The organism is Brevibacillus dissolubilis (genome assembly GCF_006170445.1).
Lineage (GTDB): Bacteria > Bacillota > Bacilli > Brevibacillales > Brevibacillaceae > Brevibacillus_B > Brevibacillus_B dissolubilis.
In genome coordinates, this window is record NZ_VCNA01000022.1 from 1 (window position 1) to 2,624 (window position 2,624).

Consider the following 2,624-nt stretch of genomic DNA (forward strand, 5'->3'; position numbering starts at 1 on the left):
ACGCCGCCAGCGTTCGTCCTGAGCCAGGATCAAACTCTCCAATAAAGTTGAAGTTGATCTAGGTCAAAAACTTGTTGCTTGGCTGAATTATCATTTGCTTTCGCTGTTCAGTTTTCAAAGAACATTCCTGCACTCTCAAACATACTTTTTAAACATTTATGTTTGTTTTATCAGAGCGACCATCTAAATATATCATGTTTAAATATTTAAAATCAAGATTAAATTTTTGGTAATTCATCAAATGTCTTATCAAAAATGAAATCTCATGGCCGGACTAATAATCTAGCATGTTTCACTTGTTGAAATCAACCCCCAATTTATGGATTGCATAGGTTTATCCCTGTTTAGGGGTGTGACTCAAGATGTTTGGGCAGGGATTGAAGCTAGGATGCCTCTTATACGGCCTAGAAGGCACCGTGTTGCCATTTTTGGGTAGAGGGGTATGGTTTGATACCTATTCTATTAAAAATCGCTTAGAGAGGCTTCTAGACGTTCAGGATGTTTAGTTCTTTGAACAGGATCTTTGCTTCGCCCCAGTCCTTGGTTTGGAACTTCTCTTGGATCGCTTCGACTGCAGACTGGTGGATCAGTGAGATGGGGTAGCCGGCACGTTTCATTTTTTGGACGATAGGGAGAGCTACAGCCATGACAGGATCATCGTTATCGGGATCAATCTGGATTTCGTCTTCTTGGGAATGCGTGCGGTAAAGCTGCGATTCGAAGTGAGCGTGTTCTTTGATGTTGTTCATGATCGACTTGAGCAGGTAGTTCTGGAATGCCCTGGATGATTTGTCTTTGTTCATGGCTTCACGCTGCACTGCGTTTTTTTGAATAGCTTGAATAAAGATTGCATCGCTGAAGCCTTTTTCGTTTTGGAGAGAAGCATACACCATTTCAATGTCCTCAAGTCTGTCCGTCAGTCCGTTTCTTTCAAAAACAGTGACAGCTATACTAGGTACCTTAAAAAGACTGACTGACTGACTAGTAGTAGATACGTTGTTATGTTCTTTTAAAGATTTTCTAAATGATTTTTTTAAATGATTATGTTCGGGTGCACGCTGTGCACTGGGGGGGTGCATGTCGTGCACGGGGGTTAGTGCACAGCGTGCACTATCCGGGTGCATATTGTGCACTGGTTGAGACGGTCTTTTTAGGGTGTAATTGTTTGAGGTATTGCGGATTTTTCCGTGTTTGGTGACGGTCATACGGGTCTCTTTATCGACGAGTCCTTTTTCAACGAGCTGGTTAACTGCATCGATTGCTTTGCGGCGGCTCATGCGGCCCAATTTGGCGATTGTCTCATAGGACGGGAAGGCAGAATTGTCCCGTGCATTGGAAAATGAGCGCAGCACAACATACACCATCTGCTCATAGATGTCGAGGTCAGGAACATCAAGGATTTCAACCGGTACTACAAACACTCTCAGATCGTCTTTTATCATGTCTTTTGCCATAATTCATCTCTCCCTTAAATTGTTGCCAGAAGAAACACATGCGTGTTACCATTAGCGTAAGTTAATAGTCAAGTGGCATTTTATACGAGGCCTGATCCTATTGTTTGACCCTTTGTCCGCGGGAGTTTTCCCCGGTTATCCTAGGGTTGGATCCTGTTTAAAAATCTCCGGGGCGTATGCTCTGGTTCCTGAATTCCTATGCCCGATTCGGTTCTGGATTCTGTCCATTCCGTGTCCGTGCTTCCATACCACGCCACATCACACTACACCACGTCACACCACGCTACCATGCCTGGTTCTGTCGGGTCCTGTGCGTTGTGCTTGGAGTTTGGGTTACAGGTCCCTTTAGGCCGCGAGCACGCAAGAAGAAGATATTCTGCTGCGGGCGCTTCTCCCCGGCGGTAGCTTTTCTTGAGTCCTCTTCAGTGCATCTTGTTTTTTTGCTGCTTGTTGTCTCGTTTTACGAGAAGGCCACCGGTTTTGGGGAAAACGCAGGGTGGTCTTTTTGGTTTTGAAGCTTAGTCTAGTCTAGCAAATCCTTCCACCATTGCAATGGGAAAATAGAGTCTTGTAATAAAAAGCCCCTCAGAGGCCTCTAAAACGGCTTCTGAGGGGCTTTTGTTGATCAGTAGGATACTTTACCATTCTGGACCAATGGAACGACTCTGAGGGGATCTGAGGCGTCTACACGATGCTTGTCCTGGATCCAGTTGATGAAGGATGGATTGGCCACCAGAGCTTCAACCATTTCGGTGGCCAGCTCGTGGGGGGAGATGTCACAGGCTTTGGCCAGCCGGTTGAGTTTGCGGTAGGTTTCTTGAGTGAGGTATGGAAAAATACGAACTTTTTTGTCTGAACGTTCTTTTCGGTTCGGTGTGGTCATTTACTGCTGCCCCCTCTTCTCTTTTTTGCCCCCCTCTTCGGGGCAATAGCCCGTCACTACATCACTAAATCACTTTAGTACTACATCACTATGTCACTGTTGGGGGAGGAATTCCCGAACAATGAAAAAAAGACCCCCTGCAGAGGAGGTCTTTTTAGGCATGAAAAAAGCCAGTCTGTCGTCGACCGGCTCCGGTTGTTTCTTGAAAACTGGAAGCAAGCATGCAAGTAATGTGGATAAGTCCTCGACCGATTAGTACTCGTCAGCTCCACGCGTTACCGCGCTTC

Annotated in this window: 2 protein-coding genes; both read right to left on the minus strand. The window is 45.7% G+C overall.

Annotated features, from left to right (window positions below; translation table 11 throughout):
• Window positions 1-485 precede the first annotated feature (485 nt).
• Window positions 486-1,454 (minus strand): helix-turn-helix domain-containing protein, encoded by a 969-nt coding sequence (locus tag FGI41_RS24500; RefSeq protein ID WP_139492914.1) that lies wholly within the window; start codon window positions 1,452-1,454, stop codon window positions 486-488.
• A 625-nt stretch (window positions 1,455-2,079) separates the two neighbouring features.
• Window positions 2,080-2,337: a hypothetical protein gene (locus FGI41_RS24505; RefSeq protein ID WP_139492915.1), complete on the minus strand. Its 258-nt coding sequence runs from the start codon at window positions 2,335-2,337 to the stop codon at window positions 2,080-2,082.
• Between the last annotated feature and the right edge of the window lie 287 nt (window positions 2,338-2,624).

Bases quoted from the DNA above. Each gene is read 5' to 3' on its own strand.
- FGI41_RS24500 (WP_139492914.1), bottom strand. From the start codon at position 1,454: ATGGCAAAAGACATGATAAAAGACGATCTGAGAGTGTTTGTAGTACCG.
- FGI41_RS24505 (WP_139492915.1), bottom strand. From the start codon at position 2,337: ATGACCACACCGAACCGAAAAGAACGTTCAGACAAAAAAGTTCGTATT.